Source organism: Mariprofundus erugo (genome assembly GCF_005818865.1).
GTDB classification, from domain to species: Bacteria; Pseudomonadota; Zetaproteobacteria; order Mariprofundales; family Mariprofundaceae; genus Mariprofundus; species Mariprofundus erugo.
The window spans coordinates 68,254-86,270 of the sequence record NZ_VBRY01000003.1 but is presented as its reverse complement, the minus strand read 5'-3'; the positions used below and the strand labels follow the sequence as shown (position 1 = coordinate 86,270).

Sequence of the window (18,017 nt, the reverse complement as noted above, 5' to 3'; positions counted from 1 at the left end):
CGCATGAGCAGATCTCGACCGACCCCTGCGGTCTTCCGGCCGGGCATCAGCATGGCCATCTGCGGCCTGCTCGCCTTCGCCTCTCCCCTGACAGCCACAGGCGACCCCTTCGCCACTGAACAAAAGGTCTCGGGGAGCCGGGCCGGCGACATCTCTCCATGCAATCAGAGCGACATCAGCGATCATGCCCTCACCCTCACCGAGGTCGTTGAATACGCCCTCTGCAACAATCCGCAAACCCGCGAAACGTGGGCCAATGCGAAAGCTCAGGCGGCCCAGATCGGCATCGCCGAAAGTGCGTATCTGCCAACACTGAGCGGCAGCGCCTCTGCCAGCCGTAACCGCGCAGCCAGTGCAGGTCAGCAAACCATCAACAGCCAAAGCAGTGCCGGAGTCACCCTGAATTACCTGCTTTACGATTTCGGCAGCAGAGATGCCGCACTGGAAAGCGCCGAGGAGACCCTGAAGGCGCTGAATGCGACGCAAAATGCGACCCTGCAGAGCGTTTTTCTGGCCGCATTGCAAGCCTACTATCAGCTGTTTGCCGCCCGGGCGGCAACAGAGGCTGCAGATAAAGCCCGTACATCGAGCCAGGAGAGCCTGAATGCCGCGACCACCCGCTACCGAATCGGTGCGGCGACCTCCGCAGACAAACTGCAGGCACAAACCGCCTTTGCGCAGGCAGCGCTGAACCTGCTTACCGCTGAAGGCAATGAACAAATCGCCCGTGGCGTACTGGCCAATGCCATGGGACTGGAGGCCAATCAGCCACTCCACATCTCGGCCCCGGTCAGTACACCGGACGAACACTTTGAAGCCGATATCGACAAATTAATCGATATTGCCCGCAAACAGAGACCCGACCTGATCGCGGCAGAGTCCCAGCTCAAGGCGGCCCGGGCCTCCCTGCATGGCAGCGAAGCTGCCGACATGCCCACCATTTCGCTGTTTGCCAATCAGAACATCAGTCGTACCAGCAATACCAACCCCTATCACAGTGGTGCTGTCGGCCTCTCTGTCTCGCTGCCGCTGTTTACCGGCTACAACACCACCTACCGCATCCTGGCTGCAGAAGCACAGCTGGAAGCGCGCACAGCACAGCGGGATCGTATTCACCGGCAGATTTCACTGGATGTATGGCGCGCCTGCCAAAACCTGAAGACCAATACCGCCACCGTACGCGCCAGCGCTGAACTGCTGGCCAGCGCCGAGGAATCGGAGCGGCTCGCCAATGGCCGCTACAAAGCCGGTGTCGGTAACATGGTCGACCTGCTTACCGCCCAGTCGGCGCTGGCCTCCGCCCGCCAGCAACGGGTGCAGGCTCTCTACAACTGGCAGATCGCCCGCGCCACACTGGCTCAGGCGATCGGCCAGCAGCCGGAAATCATCCGGAAAAAACCATAAGGCCGCCGCTATGACCCGCATCCTCCTGATCCTGACCCTGCTCGCCTCCCTCGCTGTCGGCGGCTATTTTCTGTGGCAAAACAATCAGGTCACAGCCCCTGAAGCGGCCTATCGAACCCAAAAGATTGAAACCGGTGACCTCACCCAGATCGTATCGGCCAATGGCACCCTGAATCCGGTCGTACTGGTCAGTGTCGGCACCCAGGTTTCCGGCACGGTGAAAAAACTCTACGTCGATTACAACGACCATGTAAAAGCCGGGCAGATTCTTGCCGAACTTGATCCCCCCTTGTTTCAGGCCCAGGTCCGACAAAGCAGGGCCACACTCGCCAACGCCATGGCATCACTTGAGCTGGCCACAGCCAATGAGAGACGCTCGCGCCAGCTGTTTCAACAACACTTCATCGCCCGCCAGGATCTGGACCTGACCATTCAGGCAAAAAAATCGGCCCGGGCGCAGGTGGATCTGGCTCAGGCCCAGCTCGACAAGGACCTGGTCAACCTGAGCTATTCGGTCATCCGCTCACCGGTATCCGGCGTGGTGGTCGACCGGCAGGTCGATGTCGGGCAAACCGTGGCGGCCAGCTTTCAGACCCCGACGCTATTCAAGATAGCCGAAGATTTGAGCCGCATGCAGATCAACTCAAGCTTTGCCGAGGCCGATATTGGCGCCATCAAAGTCGGGCAGGCAGTGCACTTCTCGGTCGATGCATTCCCTGACATGCAATTTGTCGGCACGGTGAAACAGCTCCGCTTAAACGCCACCACGCTGCAAAATGTAGTCACTTATGATGTCGTCGTGGCAGTCGACAACAGTAGCCAGCTGCTCAAACCTGGCATGACCGCCTACGTCAATGTGATCACCCGTGAGCGCAAAGGCGTGCTGCTGCTTCCCAATGCCGCCCTGCGCTTTAAGCCGCATCAGACAGAAGAGCGTAAAGGTGGCAGCCACAGGGCTGCAGCAAGTGAAGTCTACCTGATCCGCCACCACCAGCTGACAGCTATTGCAGTTAAAACAGGCATTACCGACAACAAGTTTACCGAACTGCTGGAGGGGGATCTGAAAGCCGGTGACGAGGTCGTGACCGGAGAGAAGTCAGACCGGGGAGGCAACTCATCCGCCGGCACATTCAGAATGAGAATGCTGTGACCGCCCCTGTCATCCATATCGAGCGACTGCATAAAAACTATGAAACCGCCGCCGGCAGTGTACCGGTACTCAAAGGGATCGACCTGAGTATCAATGCCGGTGAGTTTGTTGCCATCATGGGCCCGTCCGGCTCGGGCAAATCGACCTTTATGAATATACTCGGCTGTCTTGATGAGCCGACAACTGGCCGCTACCTGCTCAATGGCAGTGATGTCCGCAGCCTGAATGGTGATGCACTGGCCCGGCTGCGCAATCAGGTCATCGGCTTTGTCTTTCAGGGCTTCAATCTTTTGCCGCGAGCCGACCTTGCCAGCAACGTCGCCCTGCCACTGCTCTACTGCAACGAGAAAAAACATGCCCGACTGATGCGGGCCCATGCCATGCTCGACCGGGTCGGGCTGGGGCAGCACGCCAGCGCCCACCCGAATGAGATATCCGGCGGCCAGCAGCAACGGGTCGCCATTGCCCGCGCCCTGATCAATCATCCGAAACTGATTCTGGCTGATGAACCAACCGGCAATCTGGATACAAAAACAGGCGACGAGATCATGTCGCTGTTCAAACAGCTGAACCAGGAGGACGGGATCACCATTGTTCTCGTCACCCATGAGCCGGATATTGCCCTCTATGCCCACCGGCTGGTGAAGTTTGTCGATGGACTGATCACCTATGACGGCGCCGTCATGGCTGCACACACATGAATATCCAGATGCTGGTGGAAGCCTGGCTGGCAATGGGCGCCAACAAACTGCGCACCTTCCTGACCATGCTCGGCATGATGATCGGCGTCGGAGCCGTCGTATTGATGCTGGCCATCGGCCAGGGCGCCCAGTATGTAGTGGATCAATCGATCGCTTCCATGGGCAGCAATCTGTTCATTATTCTCTCGGGCTCGACCACCAGCGGCGGCATGCGCATGGGCTCCGGTGCCTCGCCCTCTCTTACCGTGGCTGATGCCGATGCACTTGCCGAGCTCCCCGATATCGCTGCGGTGGCTCCCGCCTCCCCAGATAGTGCCCAGGTTGTATATGGCGCCAGCAACTGGAGCACACGCATCTACGGCACCACCTCCGCCTACCTTGAAGTACGCGACTGGCACCTCTCTGCCGGCACGCCATTCACCGACTCGGATGTCCGTGCTGCCACCCGCGTCGCCCTGCTCGGACAGACCGTCGTCGACAACCTTTTCGGCGATGAAAACCCGGTCAATAAAACCATTCGTATCAAACAGAGTCCCTATCTTGTCGTCGGCGTACTGGCAGCCAAAGGACAAAGCCTGGATGGACGGGATCAGGATGACACCATTCTGGTGCCGATCACCACGGCTCAACGCAAACTGTTCGGCAATCAGTTTCAGGGAGCCGTACGCTTTATCATGGCACAGGCCCGATCAGCCGATGTCATGGATGCTGCTGAACGCTCCATGAATGAGCTACTGCGTCAGCGCCATCATATACCGCCGGGAGGCGATGATGATTTCAGCATCCGCAACCTGACCGCACTGGCCAACACGGCTGCCGATGCCACCCGCGCCATGTCGGCCATGCTGGGTGCCATCGCCTCGATTTCACTGCTCGTCGGCGGTATCGGCATCATGAATATTATGCTGGTGTCGGTCACCGAGCGAACACGCGAAATCGGCATCCGCATCGCCATTGGTGCCCGCCAGAAGGATATCCTGCTGCAATTTCTGCTTGAGGCGATCATCATCTCGATTGCCGGCTGTACGGTCGGCGTCGTACTCGGTATCGCCGGCGCCATCATCATCAATCAGATGGCCGATACCGCCGTCGTCATCACCGGCAGCTCGGTCATCATGGCATTTATGGTGGCCTCGGCCGTCGGCATTTTTTTCGGCTTTTATCCGGCCAGAAAAGCGGCCCGACTGAAACCGATCGACGCACTCAGATATCAGTAATGGTGCCGGAAGGAGGGATATTCATATGCACTCAACGGATCATTTTAACCACCGCTACCAGAAAGCCACTATTAATATGATCGATGGGGAGATGCTCGAGGGCACTCTGCTGGGCTTCTCTCCGATCATGCGTACACTGCACTTTATTGACGACAGCTGTATCGATCTGTCACACAAGCTTGATACACTCGAGATTGCCTACATTGCCCTCCACCGGACGGAAGAGAACCGGCGCTGCCGCACAGTCAAAACCGAAGAGATGGATGAGCTGAATATTGTGACCGTCAACATTGAACTCTTCGAGGTCTATGCCGCCCCGACCATGTCCAACACCCCCGGCTTCTACTGCTACCTGAAAAGCGACGAGCATCCTTACGAACGGATTTTCTTCTACCATCACGGCATCCGCCTGCAGGAGAAACCGCAACGTCTGGGTGAGTTGCTGCTCGATCAGGAGATGCTGGAGAGTGAGGATCTTAGCCGGGCACTGGCGGTTCAAACAGCCAGCATTCCGGCGTTGGCAGAACTGCTGCTCGAACAGGGGGCCCTGACCGATGAAGAGCTGTCCACCATCATGGCCACTCATCACCCGAGTATGGGCGAACTGCTGCTTGACCAGGAAAGCATCCAATCATCCAGCATCTACAAAGGGACATCTGTGGATCTGCCACCTCGCTCGCGAGACCTGCCACTGGGCCATGCCCTGATTGAAGCAGGGCTAATTACTGCAGAGGAGCTGCACCACGCGCTGGATGAACAGAAACGGAGAGCCCGGCGGCTCGGCGAGATACTGCTGGATGAAGAGATCATTACCGAGGATGAGTTGCTATCGATACTGGCAAAAAAATTCCGCCTGCCACAGATCGACCTCGATCATTGCGACACCAGCCATGAGGCCTGCATGTTGCTCGGACGCGAATATATACAACAGCACAAGGTGCTGCCGATTGAGATCGACCGCAACACGCTCAAACTTGCCATCTCCAGCCCTCTCGGACTGGATGAATACAATGCCATCTGTTTCAGAACCGGCAAAAAGGTCCGTGAAATATTGGTCAAGGACTCCCAGCTATTAACCCATATCGAGATGTTTCTCAGTGATTGTGAAGCCTCGGAAGCGGTCGCTTATGACTTTGTCCACCGGGAACTGACAGATGAGGAGCCGGTCACAAAGATTGAAAATATGCTCTCGGTTGAAAATACACCGGTTGTCCGACTGGTCAGCAGACTGATACGCAATGGCCTGAAACGGCATGCATCAGACATTCACATCCTTCCTCTGGCCAAAAAAGTCAGCGTCTCCTACCGGCTTAACGGCCAGTTACTCAGCCAGGTCGCACTGGAAAAGGGCATTCACAAACAGGTCACGGCACGCATCAAAATACTCAGCGGCATGGATATTGCCGAGCAACGCCTGCCTCAGGATGGCCGCATGATGTTACGCGAGGAGAATCACACCTATGAGTTCCGCGTCTCATCGATTCCGAATGCCTTTGGTGAATCCATTGTATTGCGGGTGCTCAACAAAGAGGTGGCGGTCAATCTTGAATCGCTCGGGTTGCGGGAGGATGACCTGCATCACCTGACCGCCATGGCCCACAAGCTCTTCGGGCTGATTCTGGTCACCGGCCCGACCGGCTCCGGCAAATCCACCACACTTTTTTCCATTCTCAAATCGATCTCCCACCTGCCGGCTCATATTCTGACCATTGAAGATCCGATCGAATCCGAAATTGCCGGAGCCAACCAGATCCAGGTGAATCATAAAATCGGCATGAGCTTCTCCCGCATTCTGCGCAATGCCCTGCGTCATGATCCGGATATCATCATGATCGGCGAAATGCGCGATGAGGAAACCGCCAAGATCGGTATCGAGGCCGCACTGACCGGTCACCTGATCTACTCGACACTACATACAAACTCTGCAGTCGATGCCATTATCCGACTCAACGACCTCGGCATACCCAATTACCTGATCGCCCCTGCTCTGCGCGGCGTCATCAGTCAGAACCTGCTGAAAACGCTCTGCCCGCAATGCCGCCAACCGGTACCGGATGATGATGAGGTATTCGCCATCATTCAGGATCAGGGGTTGCCCCGCCCGAATATGCTCTATAAGGCCATTGGCTGTGAACACTGCAGCCAGACCGGCTTTATCGGCCGTGTCATGCTTTACGAATTTCTTGTCGTCAATGATGCGATGCGCCATGCCATCCACGACGGCAAAGGAAGCCACCAGTTAAAGAAGATCGCCGTTGCTGCAGGCATGCGGCCAAAGTCGGAGTATGCCCTGCAACTGGCTGCCGATGGCACCATTGATCACAATGATTTTATCTCGGTGCTGATGTAAGCATCTACTTCGCGACTATCACCCGGCGACCGCAAGCATCGCTACCAGCACGCTGTTTGCTTCAGGCATCGGAAAATCAGCGAGCGCCGCAGACTCTACCCAGCGATGCTCCGACTCACAGATGGCCGCATCCGGATCAGTGCACCGGCAGCTGAACAGCGTAAACACAAGATGACGATCCGGATAGGTGAAGGTATGGGAGCCGAGCAGGCGCCAGTCAGTTGCCACAAGCGCCGTCTCTTCATACAACTCACGCACAGCAGCAGCCCCGGCACTCTCCCCCGCCTCGATTTTCCCCCCGGGAAAAGACCACAGGCCACCGCAATGCCGGCCCTGATCGCGCTTCAACAGCAGCAATTGACCGCAACCGTTGAATGCCGCGACCAGGGCGATCGACTGCTGTTTCAGGTACGATACTCGGCGTTGATCGTGATGTAATCGTGGGTCAGATCACCGGTCCAGACCACAGCCGACTCACTACCCATGCCCAGGTCCAGTGAAATCGAGAACTCCGGCTGACGGAACACCGCCATGCCCTGCTCATCGCTGTATTCAGGATGAATATTGCCGTTTTCAAACATCAGCACATCATCAGCCCGCAATGTGATACGGTTGGTATCGATGGCTACGCCCGAATTACCCACGGCCGAAAGAATACGACCCCAGTTGGCATCACTGCCGGCAAACGCCGTTTTGACCAGTGGCGACACAGCCACGGCACGCCCGACCGTACGCGCTTCGGCCTCCGTTGCCGCACCGCTTACCTCGATCGTCACAAACTTGGTCACACCCTCGCCATCGCGCACAATCAACTGCGCCAGCTCAATGCACAGTTCGGTCAGCGCCTGTTCAAACACAGCCGTTTCGGAAAGCGGCGCATGGCCCAACCCAATGCCGGAGGAGAGAAGATACATCGTATCATTGGTCGAAGTATCACCATCCACGCTGATACAGTTAAACGAGCGGTCGGCAACTCGCCGAAGCATCGGAGCCAGTACATCGGCCGAAATCGGTGCATCGGTCGCCACAAACGCCAGCATCGTCGCCATATTGGGATGAATCATGCCACTGCCTTTGGCAATGCCGGTCAGGGTATAGCTCTGCCCGTCGATAGAAACCACTGCCGATGACCATTTGGCAAAGGTATCGGTTGTACGGATGGCGTGCGCGGCCTGTTCCCAGTGATCAGCCGACAGCGAATCGGTCGCCTCATGCACGGAGGCACGGATACGGTCGATTGGAAACGGGGTGCCAATCACACCGGTTGAGGCAGACAGGACCTGATCAGCCGCAACCCCTGCCGCTTCAGCACCGGCCTCGATCAGGTTACGCGCCCACACCGTCTCCATCTCACCCAGTCCGGCATTGGCATTGCCACTGTTGGCAACAATGGCACGTACATTCTCGGCCTGTGTCGACAGGGTTGCTTCACCGTGACGCACACAGGCGGCACGGAATCTGTTTTTGGTAAATACGCCGGCAGCATGACACGGCACATCGCCGACGATCAGAGCCAGGTCCTGGCGTTTTCCTTTCAGAGCCGGTGATTTCACACCGCATGAAGCGGTGCCCACCCTGAAGCCGGGCACGGCAAGCGGTGCATTCAAAACAGGAGGATTGATAGCCATATGGGAGATCCTTGTCATTGAGGTAATGGATACGGTTCAAGACTGCTGCTGACCCGGATGGTCCGCAAGAGTCAAAAAAGCCGGGGCATCATACCCCGGCTTGAATGAACAGAAAATGTCAGTGAATCAGCGTATTCAGCGCCGGCCGTGACACTGTTTGTACTTTTTACCGGAACCACACGGGCACGGATCATTGCGGCCAACCTTGGGCTGATCATCCGCATCCGCGGCATGGTCCTGGTGACTATAGGTCACAGACGGACCATCAACAGCCGGTGCTTCCTCAATCACCGGTGGTTGCTCAACCTGCACACGGTGCAGAGCCAGCATGGTTGCCTCACGCACCCGATCCAGCATGCTTTCAAACAGCTCAAAAGACTCACGCTTATACTCCTGAATCGGCTGCTTCTGGGCATAGCCACGCAAGCCGACACTCTGACGCAGGTGATCCATCGCCAGCAGGTGCTCCTTCCAGTGGTGATCAAGCACATGCAGCACCAGATATTTCTCAAAAGCATGCATCTGCTCCTGACCGGTCAGCACTTCCTTGGAGGCCATGTGCGCCTGCATCAGCTCCGCCAGCTTGTCGATCATATCATCGGCAGTCTCGACATCATCGCTGTCGCGCAGGCTGTGGAAGTCGATGGCAAGCGTCAGCTTCTCCTGCAGCTCAGCCGCAAGCTCATCGAGCTGCCACTCTTCCGGATGACCAACCAGATAACGAGCACCGATACGGCCGGCATAGTCCACCTGCATATCGATAATCACATCATGGACATCATCCGCCTGCAGCAGCTCGCGACGCTGTGAATAAATGACATCACGCTGCTGATTCATCACATCGTCATATTCGAGCAGCTGTTTGCGGATATCGAAGTTGCGTCCTTCCACCTTCTTCTGCGAGTTCTCAATCGCCTTGGTCACCCAAGGATGTTCAATGGCCTCGCCCTTCTCAAAGCCCATACGGGTCAGCATCGCCTGCATCTTTTCGCCACCGAAGATGCGCATCAGATCATCTTCAAGCGAGAGGTAAAAACGGGTCACACCCGGATCGCCCTGACGACCGGCACGTCCACGCAGCTGATTGTCGATACGGCGGGACTCATGACGCTCGGTACCGACAATGTGCAGACCGCCGGCCTGCACCACCTCGATATGCTCGGCCTTGCATGCGCTGCGAATCTCTTCGGCCTTGCGCTCACGCTCTTCCGCACCGAGTTTGGCCGGCAGTGCGGCAATCAGCATATCCGGATTACCACCGAGCATAATATCGGTACCACGACCTGCCATATTGGTTGCGATCGTCACCGCTCCCTTGCGGCCGGCCTGGGCAACAATCTCCGCCTCACGCTCATGATGCTTGGCATTGAGCACCTCATGACTGATGCCCCGCTTCTTCAGCAGCATCGACAAATGTTCCGATTTCTCGATCGATGTGGTACCGACGAGAATCGGTGCGCCGCTCTTGTGCGTCACAGCAATATCATCAATGATGGATGCGTATTTATCCTCGGTGTCGCGGAAAATCACATCGGAGAGATCCTTACGCACCATGTCGCGGTTGGTCGGTACAATCACCACTTCCAGCTTGTAGATCTTGTGGAACTCTTCGGCTTCTGTATCCGCCGTACCCGTCATACCCGCGAGCTTGTCATACATACGGAAGTAATTCTGGAAGGTGACAGAGGCAAGGGTCTGATTCTCAGGCTGCACGGTGACCGCTTCCTTGGCCTCAAGCGCCTGATGCTGGCCATCCGAATAACGGCGACCGGGCATCATACGACCGGTAAACTCGTCAATGATGATGACCTCATCATTGCGTACGATGTAATCCACTTCACGGGTAAACAGGGTATTGGCACGCAGACACTGGGTCACCGCATGCATCTGATTGACATTCTCCGGATCATAGAGGTTGCCATGTTCCATCAGGCCAGCCTGACGAAGCAGCTCCTCGATATGCTCCATGCCCTCTTCGGTCAGAGAGACAGCCTTGTCTTTTTCATCCTTTTCATAATCTGCCGGATCAAGCTGCTTGATCAGTGCATCCACCTGCGTGTACAGCTGGGTCGCCTGTTCAGCAGGACCCGAGATGATCAGAGGTGTGCGCGCCTCATCGATCAGGATCGAATCCACCTCATCGACGATGGCGAAGTTATGGCCGCGCTGGGAAACCTCTTCCCGTGAAAATGCCATATTATCACGCAGATAGTCAAAGCCGAACTCATTGTTGGTGCCATAGGAGATATCCGCAGCATAGGCGGCGCGGCGCTCTTCCCGGCTGATGCCGTTCACGATCACACCGGTGGACAGCCCCAAAAAGCCGTACAGGCGGCCCATCAGTGCCGCGTCGCGACGAGCCAGATAATCATTCACCGTTACAACGTGGACACCTTTGCCGGACAGCGCATTGAGATAGACAGCCAGTGTTGCGGTCAGGGTTTTGCCTTCACCGGTTTTCATTTCAGCAATCTTGCCCTGATGCAAAATCACCGCACCGATCATCTGCACATCGAAATGACGCATTCCGAGCACGCGATCCGAAGCCTCACGAACCACGGCAAAGGCTTCAGGCAACAGATCATCGAGCGTGGCGCCATCGGCAATGCGCTGACGGAACTCGGCTGTTTTTCCAGCCAGTGCCTCATCGCTGAGCGCCTTCATGTCAGACTCAAACGCATTGACCTGCTTGACGATAGGCCAATACTGTTTGAGCAGCCGCTCATTGCGACTACCGAATAACCTGGTCAGGACTTTCAACATGATCTGTGTACTCCCGCGTGAGTTTTGTCTGCCGTCAACATTGCAGACAGGACCGCCTCTAAGTAAGGCCGGGGAGACTAGCATGCACTGCTACCGCGACCAAGCCGATAAAAAGACGTTTATAAGCACCCGGAGAGCGGATCAAAACAGGTTGTTTCGACACCGCCCTCCTATTTTCCGCTACCGCTGCAACAACAGGGCAGCCATGGAAACGCTGATTGATTCACTGCTTCATGCGGCCGGGGATGGCCGCCCAATCGAGCATGCAGGCATTTGGCCAATAAAGGGAAGCCTCGCTTTTCCCTGACAAGCGGTTGTCAGGCGAGGTCCGCCCGCACGTTCTTTTTCAGCCCCTTAGCGGCCATCTTTGCCGCGACCCGGGCCGCCTTTTCAGCTTCTTTTGCTTCTTTTTTCTTCTCTTTCAATGCCTTACGGGCGGCCTTGCCGGCCGCCTTATCTGCTTTTGCCTGCTGCTTTTCAGCCTTTTTCGCCTCTTTTTCAGCTGCTTTGGCCGCCTTCTTCTCAGCCTTATCGGCCTTCTGCGCAGCCTTTTCAGCGGCCCTGACCGCTTTCTTCTGCTCTTTGTCGGCCTTGAGCGCAGCTTTCTCAGCCGCTTTGGCTGCCTTCTTCTGCTCTTTATCAGCCTTGCCCGCCAACTTGCCAGAGCCCTGTTCGGTCACATCAGCCCCCTGTGCAGCAATCCGGGTGGCGACATCCTCGCCCTGCAATGCGGCAAGCGCATTCATGACAGTCTCAGCCCGCTTGCCACCGAATCCGGGAACCTGCATCAGACCACTTACACCAGCCTTGCTCAGTGCCTTGACCGAGTCGATACCGTGTCCGGCAAGTATTGCAGCGGTACTCTCGCCAATCCCTGGAATATCTGTCAGTTGATGCTTCATCATTTGTCCCCCGACTATAGATCCGGCCACTGATGGCCATATTCGCCAATTCAGCGCCTACCCCCTGAAAAACTCAAGTGACACGACAGCAAAAGCGTTGCAAATTTTGCCACAGAATCGCCCGCAACCAGTCAGGCCAGGGCCCGCCTCAACCTCGCCACCCCTTCGCGAAGATCATCAAGCCCCGTTGCATAGGAAAAGCGCACATGCTGTGCCGCCTTGTAACTGCCGAAATCCTCTCCCGGTGTCATGGCCACGCCGGCCTGCTCAAGCATTTGCCAGCAGAAGGCTTTGGCATCATCGGTGATTCGCGCCACGTTGGCATAAATATAAAATGCCCCCTGCGGCTCCACCACAATATCAAAGCCAAGACCGGGCAACTCACCGAGCAGATAACGGCGGCGCTCATCGTACGCCAGACGCATGCGTTCCCAGTCATCCGCACTCGCCAGTGCCGCAATCGCGGCATATTGGGACAGCGTCGGGGCCGCAATAAAAATGTTCTGCATCACCCGCCGGCAAGGGTCAATCAGCCGCTCAGGCACGACCACCCAGCCGATTCGCCAGCCGGTCATGGCCCAGCGCTTGGAAAAGCCATTCACAACAATCGCATCATCATCAAACTCAAGTGCCGTCCGAGCCCTGACGCCATAACTCAACCCGTGATAAATCTCGTCTGAAATCAGGTAGCCCCCCAGGCGCCTGCAGGTCTGCGCCACCTGTTGCAACGCATCATCCCCGATCAGCGTGCCCGTCGGGTTGGAGGGATTAATGACCACCGCCGCTCGCGTCCCCGCTTGCCAGAACTTCTCAACCAGTGCTGCCGAGAGATGATAGCGACTCTCCGGCCCGACCGGCACACTGATCGGCTCACCACCCGCCAGCCGGATAAAATTACGCTGACATGGATAACCCGGATCGGACAGCAGCACCGACTCGCCCGCCTCGACCAGGGCCGCGTAAATCAGACTGAAAGCACCGGATGTACCGGGGGTGATCAGAATCCGCTCCGGAGCTACAGCCACCCCGTACTCATCCATATACCAGCGGCTCAAGGCCTGCTGCAGCTCAGGGTTACCTGTCGAGGCAGTATAAAAGTTATCACCACTATCCAGAGCGCGCCTGGCGGCAGCAATGACTGCGGGCGGCGTGGAAAAATCGGGCTCACCGATTTCCATATGAATGATACGCCTGCCCTGCGCCTCAAGTTCTTTGGCGCGCTCCAGCAGCTGCATCACACGAAATGGCTCAATACGATCGATCACTCTCATTGCGACAACATAATGCAACCGCGACCGTTTGTCCTCAGACCACTGGTTGGCATAGTATGTCCGCATGAATGATCAATATGACATGATTGTCATCGGGGCCGGCATCTCCGGTCTGGCGATGGCATATAAAGCGCAAGAAGCCGGCATGCGTGTGCTGGTCCTGGAAAAAGAGGGGCGAGCCGGTGGCTGCTTCCACACCGAGGTTGTACCTGCTGACACACAGCCATTCTGGCTGGAAATGGGCACACACACCTGCTTCAACTCGTATGGACGCCTCATTGAACTGCTGAATAAACTGGGAATGATGGAGCAACTGGTTGCCCGCACCAAACTTCCCTATCGCATGCTGGACGGCAACCATCTGGTCACCATTCCATCCCGCCTGCATCTATTCGAGCTAATCAGTCATGCATGGCGCCTGTTTTCCATCGACAAACAGGGAAAGTCTGTGGCTGAGTATTATGGTGCCATCACCGGCCCGAAAAATTATCGCGAAACATTCCGCCATGCCTTTAACGCCGTCATCTGTCAGCAGGCGGATGATGTCCCGGCCGATATGCTGTTCCGCAAGCGGCCGCGCAACAAATCGGTCATGCGAAGCTACACCTTCCCACAGGGACTTGGCGCCATCATTACCGCCCTCGAAGAGTCTCTGTCGATAAAAAAAGGGCAGCAGATTCAATCGATTGAGCGCACTGATTCCGGCTTTCTCATCGATACGGAAGAAGCTTCGCTGAACACCACGCAGCTTGTCTGCGCCACACCGGTTCTTGCCGCCGCCAGACTGCTGAAGAACACGGCTCCCGCCATTGCCGAACAACTGAACTGGGTAGCTGAAGTAGAGGTTGAAAGTGTTGCCGTAGTCATTGAGAAGGGCCTTCTTTCCTGCGAACCACTGGCCGGCATCATTGCCGCCGATGGTGATTTCTACTCGGCTGTGGCACGCGATATTGTGGATCACCCCCGCTTGCGCGGTCTGACCTTCCATTTCAAACCGGGCCTGCTTAACGATGAAGAGAAAACTGCGCGTATCTGCTCGCTGCTCAACATTCAGCCCTCTTCACTGCTCTACATTTTCCACAAAACCAACCGGCTGCCGGCACCTGACAGAGGCCATCACCAGCTGATTGCTCACCTTGATGAAATGCTGGCACCGGAGCCGCTGGCGCTGGTCGGCAACTACTTTGCCGGTGTAGCCATTGAAGACTGCCTGGAGCGGGTAGAAAGCGAATTCATCCGGTTGCAAACGCGATGAGAAGAGCCGCAATTCCCCTGCTTGTACTGCTTCTTGCCGGCTGCGGCAGCAGCAAAACCGATATCATGTTTGAGTGCCCGTCCCCGTCCGGGGCTAAAATCGCCACGCTATACCGGATCACCAGCGGTGATGCCCCCGGCGATCAGGAGATGCGGGTCAACATCCGCAAAGCAGGCAGTGAGCTGGACACGGACATGGTCAGCTTTGCCTTCCGGCACGGCTATGATGCCATCATTCACTGGAATTCGGAGCAACAGATCATCGTTGAGTACCCGGCCGATGCCGAGCTGACGCATCAGGAGCCGGCCGTCTTCGGCACCAGCCAGTCATTCAGCGCCACGGACAGCATCAGCATGTCCTATCAGGAGACGCCATCCACACATGGTTATTTCATGGTAGAAAAGCGCTGTTTCAATCAACCATAAAAAAAGCGACGCGCTGAGCACTCAGCGCGTCGCTTGCCTCTGCTCGCGCAGTTCAGACTGAAAAAGACTGGCCGCAGCCACAGGCCCCCTTCTGATTCGGGTTGCTGTAAACAAACCCCGAGCTCAGCAGGTCCTGTTGAAAATCGAGACGCAATCCGGTCAGCGCCCTGGCATAGGAATCGGCATCGACGTACAGATCAAATCCATCATAGTGGCGGACAAGATCACCCTCTTCAGCGCTATTCACCAGGTCCATCACATACTCAAGCCCCGAACAACCGGCTGTTCGCACAGCAAGACGCAGCGCGCTATGGCCAGCCTGTGCCACCAGCTCACCGACCCGTTTCCGGGCCGCTTCCGTTAACTCGATATCCATATGCTCCTCCATCAGACAGCCAGACCGGCCATCCCTTTCAATCTGTTACGCGCCACGACCAGCGCTTCCACCAGCGCACGTCCATCTTCGGCCGTATTGGCCGGGCCGAAGCTGACCCTGATGGAACTGCGCGCCCTCGTCTCGGCAACGCCCATCGCCAGCAACACATGCGATGGTTCGCGCTTGCCTGAAGAGCAGGCCGAACCGGAAGCGACGGCAAAACCGGCCAGATCCAGCTGCATCAGCATGGTTTCGCCATCCATACCGGGCAGAATGACCAGACTGGTGTTCGGAGTCCGCTCGACATCTGCAGAGATCACTTCAGCATCGGCAATACGACTACGCAAATAGGCCTCAAAATCATCACGAACCTGGGCAATGGCGGCAAAGTCCACCACGCCGAGAGCCGCCGCGAAACCGGCAATACCGGGAACATTTTCGGTACCTGAGCGCCGGGCCCGCTCCTGTCCGCCACCAGGCGACAATTCGGAAACCCGAACACCCCGTCGCACAATCAATGCACCAACCCCTTTCGGGCCTCCGATTTTATGGCCGGACAGACTCATAAAATCGACATCAAGCTGACGAAAACTGATCGACTGTTTACCAAGTGCCTGCACAGCGTCCACCAGCACCGGCACCCCGATACGACGACAATGTGCAGCCACTGTCGCCACAGGCTGAACAGCACCTGTCTCATTGTTGGCCATCATCATACATACCAGACGGGTATCTTCGGTCATTACCTGCAGCAAAGCCGCATCAGAAACCCTGCCATTGGCCTGCGGCCGCACGACAATCAGCTCCCAGCCGGAACCGGCTGCATCCACAAACTGCTGCAGCGGCTTTAAAATAGCCGGATGCTCAATCGCCGTGGTGACAATGCGTCCCGGTCGACAGGCCGCAAGCACGCTATGGATGGCAATATTGTTACTTTCGGTACCACCGGAGGTAAACACCACACTGCCTGACTCACAATCCACATATCGCGCCAGCGCATCACGGGCATCATCCACCACGCGACGGGCCGCACGGCCGGCCCAGTGCAGGCTGGACGGATTACCATAGGCCTCGGCCGAGGCCCGCACCATCGCCTCTACAGCAGCCCGAACCGGCGGACAGGTGGCATTATGATCAAGATATCGTTTCAATTTTAATCGCCGACTCCGGCATTTTTGCCGGCATATAGGCATCCACGGCACCAAGGTCTATACGATCCAGGAACACATCCTTGTTGCACACCTGGGCCAGACTCACGGCATCGAGGAAGCGATAGATATGCTGCCCCAGTGACTCCCACAGCTGATGGGTATCACAGCGATTACCACGATGGCAGCCGCGCACACCATTCTCGCACATGGTGGTACGCACCGGCTCATTCACGGCCCGGATAATATCAGCAATCGAAATATCAACTGCATCCTTACCCAGCAGATAGCCACCACCCGGCCCGCGAACAGAACGCACCAGCCCGTTCTCGCGCAAGCGACGGAACAGCTGTTCCAGATATGAAAGGGAGATAAACTGCCGTTCGGAAATTGCGGCCAGCGTCACCGGCCCACTGGTCTGCTGTTTATTCAGATCAACCATGGCCGAAACGGCATAACGGCCTTTGCTTGTCAGTCGCATGAAAAACCTCCACGGGGGACAATAACCCCATATGAGGGTCGGATATTATAATCCCGACCGTTTCAGTCAAGTATAAAATATCAGCATGGGATTCAGACCTGAGTCGCGACTACCACCTGTTCACCGTAACCATGAAGGAAACAGTTCATCGGCCAGACTGACCGTTCATGCCCGCTCCAGACACGCATGCCTCCGCCGCAGCCTTAAATGCCGCCACCCAGGAAGCGCTCAAGCTTCTCCTGCTCACACTGCAGATCATCATCAAGCAACCTGACCTCTTTTGCCTTTTCACCGGTTGGTCGCGGATGAAAGGTATCAACCCGAGCATTGACATCATCGATCATCTTCAACACATGCCCCAGCGCTTCTGCCACCGGGTTGGCAAGCAGATGGTGATCAAGGTTGATTTTACCATCCTGAATCAACGACTCGGTGGAACCAACCACCGTCCCCGGAATACCAACCACCGTCGAGTGCGGAGGCACCTCACGAAACACGACCGAGTTCGCCCCGATGCGCGACTGTTCACCAATGGTAATCGCACCGAGCACCTTGGCTCCTGCACCGACAATCACGCCATTCTCGAGCGTCGGATGACGTTTGACCTTTTCCCACGTCGTACCACCCAGCGTGACACCATGGTAGAGGGTGACATCATCACCGATCTCGGTCGTTTCACCGATCACAATCCCCATACCGTGATCAATAAAAAAACGGCGACCGATGGTCGCACCGGGATGGATTTCAATACCGGTCAGCCAGCGCGCCAGATGCGAAATAAAGCGCCCCACCCATAGCCACTGGCGCTTCCAGCACACATGAGCCACCCGGTACATCCAGATCGCATGCAAGCCCGGATAGCAGGTCAATACCTCCCAGTTGGAGCGAGCTGCCGGATCCCGATCAAAAGCTGTTCGTATATCTTCCCTGATTGCATCCCACATGA

The 18,017-nt window shown here is 56.6% G+C and carries 16 protein-coding genes; 7 read left to right on the top strand and 9 right to left on the bottom strand.

Annotation, left to right across the window (positions count from 1 at the left end; all coding sequences use genetic code 11):
- Window positions 1–3: 3 nt before the first annotated feature.
- From FEF65_RS03925 to FEF65_RS03905, 5 genes are read left to right on the top strand one after another with little or no spacing between them, the layout of a single operon-like run.
- Window positions 4–1,404 carry a TolC family protein gene (locus FEF65_RS03925; RefSeq protein ID WP_202978223.1) on the top strand — a complete coding sequence of 467 codons (1,401 nt, stop codon included), beginning with the start codon at window positions 4–6 and terminating at the stop codon, window positions 1,402–1,404.
- 10 nt (window positions 1,405–1,414) lie between these two features.
- Window positions 1,415–2,554, top strand: coding sequence for an efflux RND transporter periplasmic adaptor subunit (locus FEF65_RS03920; RefSeq protein WP_138238487.1), 1,140 nt, complete (start codon window positions 1,415–1,417; stop codon window positions 2,552–2,554).
- A complete protein-coding gene (locus tag FEF65_RS03915) occupies window positions 2,551–3,255 on the top strand; it encodes an ABC transporter ATP-binding protein (RefSeq protein ID WP_138238486.1) in 705 nt (234 codons plus the stop codon). The genes FEF65_RS03920 and FEF65_RS03915 overlap by 4 nt, the downstream gene beginning before the upstream one ends.
- The gene (locus FEF65_RS03910) at window positions 3,252–4,472 is read left to right on the top strand and encodes an ABC transporter permease (protein WP_138238485.1); all 1,221 of its coding nucleotides are present in this window, start codon (window positions 3,252–3,254) and stop codon (window positions 4,470–4,472) included. Before FEF65_RS03915 ends, FEF65_RS03910 begins: the two co-directional genes overlap by 4 nt.
- Before the next feature lie 25 nt (window positions 4,473–4,497).
- The gene (locus tag FEF65_RS03905) at window positions 4,498–6,822 is read left to right on the top strand and encodes a GspE/PulE family protein (protein ID WP_138238484.1); all 2,325 of its coding nucleotides are present in this window, start codon (window positions 4,498–4,500) and stop codon (window positions 6,820–6,822) included.
- Window positions 6,823–6,840: 18 nt separating this feature from the next.
- Here the strand turns inward: FEF65_RS03905 and FEF65_RS03900 are convergent, their stop codons facing one another.
- From FEF65_RS03900 to FEF65_RS03880, 5 genes are all read right to left on the bottom strand, one after another.
- Window positions 6,841–7,209, bottom strand: coding sequence for an NUDIX domain-containing protein (locus FEF65_RS03900; RefSeq protein ID WP_138238483.1), 369 nt, complete (start codon window positions 7,207–7,209; stop codon window positions 6,841–6,843).
- A gap of 17 nt (window positions 7,210–7,226) precedes the next feature.
- Window positions 7,227–8,450, bottom strand: a complete 1,224-nt coding sequence (gene argJ, locus FEF65_RS03895; RefSeq protein WP_138238482.1) for a bifunctional glutamate N-acetyltransferase/amino-acid acetyltransferase ArgJ — start codon at window positions 8,448–8,450, stop codon at window positions 7,227–7,229.
- 135 nt (window positions 8,451–8,585) lie between these two features.
- Complete coding sequence (gene secA / locus FEF65_RS03890) at window positions 8,586–11,213, bottom strand: preprotein translocase subunit SecA (protein WP_138238481.1); 2,628 nt, start codon at window positions 11,211–11,213, stop codon at window positions 8,586–8,588.
- Between the two features lie 317 nt (window positions 11,214–11,530).
- On the bottom strand, window positions 11,531–12,115 hold the full coding sequence (locus FEF65_RS03885) for a helix-hairpin-helix domain-containing protein (RefSeq protein WP_138238480.1): 585 nt from the start codon (window positions 12,113–12,115) through the stop codon (window positions 11,531–11,533).
- A gap of 131 nt (window positions 12,116–12,246) precedes the next feature.
- A complete protein-coding gene (locus tag FEF65_RS03880) occupies window positions 12,247–13,386 on the bottom strand; it encodes an aminotransferase class I/II-fold pyridoxal phosphate-dependent enzyme (RefSeq protein ID WP_238701163.1) in 1,140 nt (379 codons plus the stop codon).
- Window positions 13,387–13,450: 64 nt separating this feature from the next.
- Here FEF65_RS03880 and FEF65_RS03875 point away from each other — a divergent pair, with 64 nt between their 5' ends.
- Together FEF65_RS03875 and FEF65_RS03870 are read left to right on the top strand one after the other, a co-directional pair.
- Window positions 13,451–14,641, top strand: coding sequence for a protoporphyrinogen/coproporphyrinogen oxidase (locus tag FEF65_RS03875; RefSeq protein WP_138238479.1), 1,191 nt, complete (start codon window positions 13,451–13,453; stop codon window positions 14,639–14,641).
- Window positions 14,638–15,066 carry a hypothetical protein gene (locus tag FEF65_RS03870; RefSeq protein ID WP_138238478.1) on the top strand — a complete coding sequence of 143 codons (429 nt, stop codon included), beginning with the start codon at window positions 14,638–14,640 and terminating at the stop codon, window positions 15,064–15,066. The genes FEF65_RS03875 and FEF65_RS03870 overlap by 4 nt, the downstream gene beginning before the upstream one ends.
- A gap of 52 nt (window positions 15,067–15,118) precedes the next feature.
- On the opposite strand, the gene FEF65_RS03865 is transcribed toward FEF65_RS03870, so the two are convergent.
- From FEF65_RS03865 to cysE, 4 genes are all read right to left on the bottom strand, one after another.
- Entirely contained in the window at window positions 15,119–15,442 is a 324-nt protein-coding gene (locus FEF65_RS03865) for a HesB/IscA family protein (RefSeq protein WP_238701162.1), read from the bottom strand.
- A gap of 11 nt (window positions 15,443–15,453) precedes the next feature.
- A complete protein-coding gene (locus FEF65_RS03860) occupies window positions 15,454–16,593 on the bottom strand; it encodes a cysteine desulfurase family protein (RefSeq protein WP_138238476.1) in 1,140 nt (379 codons plus the stop codon).
- On the bottom strand, window positions 16,577–17,071 hold the full coding sequence (locus FEF65_RS03855) for an Rrf2 family transcriptional regulator (protein WP_138238475.1): 495 nt from the start codon (window positions 17,069–17,071) through the stop codon (window positions 16,577–16,579). Before FEF65_RS03855 ends, FEF65_RS03860 begins: the two co-directional genes overlap by 17 nt.
- Window positions 17,072–17,274: 203 nt before the next feature.
- On the bottom strand, window positions 17,275–18,015 hold the full coding sequence (gene cysE / locus FEF65_RS03850; RefSeq protein WP_138238474.1) for a serine O-acetyltransferase: 741 nt from the start codon (window positions 18,013–18,015) through the stop codon (window positions 17,275–17,277).
- Window positions 18,016–18,017 lie beyond the last annotated feature (2 nt).

Coding starts and splice junctions, on each gene's coding strand:
- argJ (WP_138238482.1), bottom strand. CDS start 8,450: ATGGCTATCAATCCTCCTGTTTTGAATGCACCGCTTGCCGTGCCCGGC.
- FEF65_RS03925 (WP_202978223.1), top strand. CDS start 4: ATGAGCAGATCTCGACCGACCCCTGCGGTCTTCCGGCCGGGCATCAGC.
- cysE (WP_138238474.1), bottom strand. CDS start 18,015: ATGTGGGATGCAATCAGGGAAGATATACGAACAGCTTTTGATCGGGAT.
- FEF65_RS03870 (WP_138238478.1), top strand. CDS start 14,638: ATGAGAAGAGCCGCAATTCCCCTGCTTGTACTGCTTCTTGCCGGCTGC.
- FEF65_RS03885 (WP_138238480.1), bottom strand. CDS start 12,115: ATGAAGCATCAACTGACAGATATTCCAGGGATTGGCGAGAGTACCGCT.
- FEF65_RS03855 (WP_138238475.1), bottom strand. CDS start 17,071: ATGCGACTGACAAGCAAAGGCCGTTATGCCGTTTCGGCCATGGTTGAT.
- FEF65_RS03865 (WP_238701162.1), bottom strand. CDS start 15,442: ATGGATATCGAGTTAACGGAAGCGGCCCGGAAACGGGTCGGTGAGCTG.
- FEF65_RS03880 (WP_238701163.1), bottom strand. CDS start 13,386: ATGAGAGTGATCGATCGTATTGAGCCATTTCGTGTGATGCAGCTGCTG.
- FEF65_RS03875 (WP_138238479.1), top strand. CDS start 13,451: ATGAATGATCAATATGACATGATTGTCATCGGGGCCGGCATCTCCGGT.
- secA (WP_138238481.1), bottom strand. CDS start 11,213: ATGTTGAAAGTCCTGACCAGGTTATTCGGTAGTCGCAATGAGCGGCTG.
- FEF65_RS03910 (WP_138238485.1), top strand. CDS start 3,252: ATGAATATCCAGATGCTGGTGGAAGCCTGGCTGGCAATGGGCGCCAAC.
- FEF65_RS03920 (WP_138238487.1), top strand. CDS start 1,415: ATGACCCGCATCCTCCTGATCCTGACCCTGCTCGCCTCCCTCGCTGTC.
- FEF65_RS03905 (WP_138238484.1), top strand. CDS start 4,498: ATGCACTCAACGGATCATTTTAACCACCGCTACCAGAAAGCCACTATT.